This is a genomic window from Pseudomonas aestuarii, assembly GCF_027988105.1.
GTDB lineage: Bacteria > Pseudomonadota > Gammaproteobacteria > Pseudomonadales > Pseudomonadaceae > Aquipseudomonas > Aquipseudomonas aestuarii.
Genome location: NZ_JAQJZJ010000043.1, coordinates 1 through 317, shown reverse-complemented (window position 1 = coordinate 317; position 317 = coordinate 1). Strand labels below are relative to the sequence as shown.

Sequence of the window (317 nt, the reverse complement as noted above, 5' to 3'; positions counted from 1 at the left end):
GCCTGTATGGCCGACAACCACTTCGTCATGACCACCACCACCGGCGGCGCCGCGCGCGTCATGCAGTGGCTGGAAATCTACCACCAGACCGAGTGGCCGGAGCTCAAGGTGTACTTCACCTCGGTCACCGACCACTGGGCGACCATGACCCTGTCCGGCCCCAACAGCCGCAAGCTGCTGGCCGAGGTCACCGACATCGACCTGGACAAGGACGCCTTCCCGTTCATGACCTGGAAGGAAGGCGAGGTCGGCGGCGTGCCGGCGCGGGTGTTCCGCATCTCCTTCACCGGTGAGCTGTCGTACGAAGTCAACGTGCA

At 64.7% G+C, this 317-nt stretch carries 1 pseudogene; it reads left to right on the top strand.

The annotated features are described in order from the left end of the window. Positions 1–317, top strand: a pseudogene (locus tag PH586_RS23480) (sarcosine oxidase subunit alpha); the annotation flags it as partial.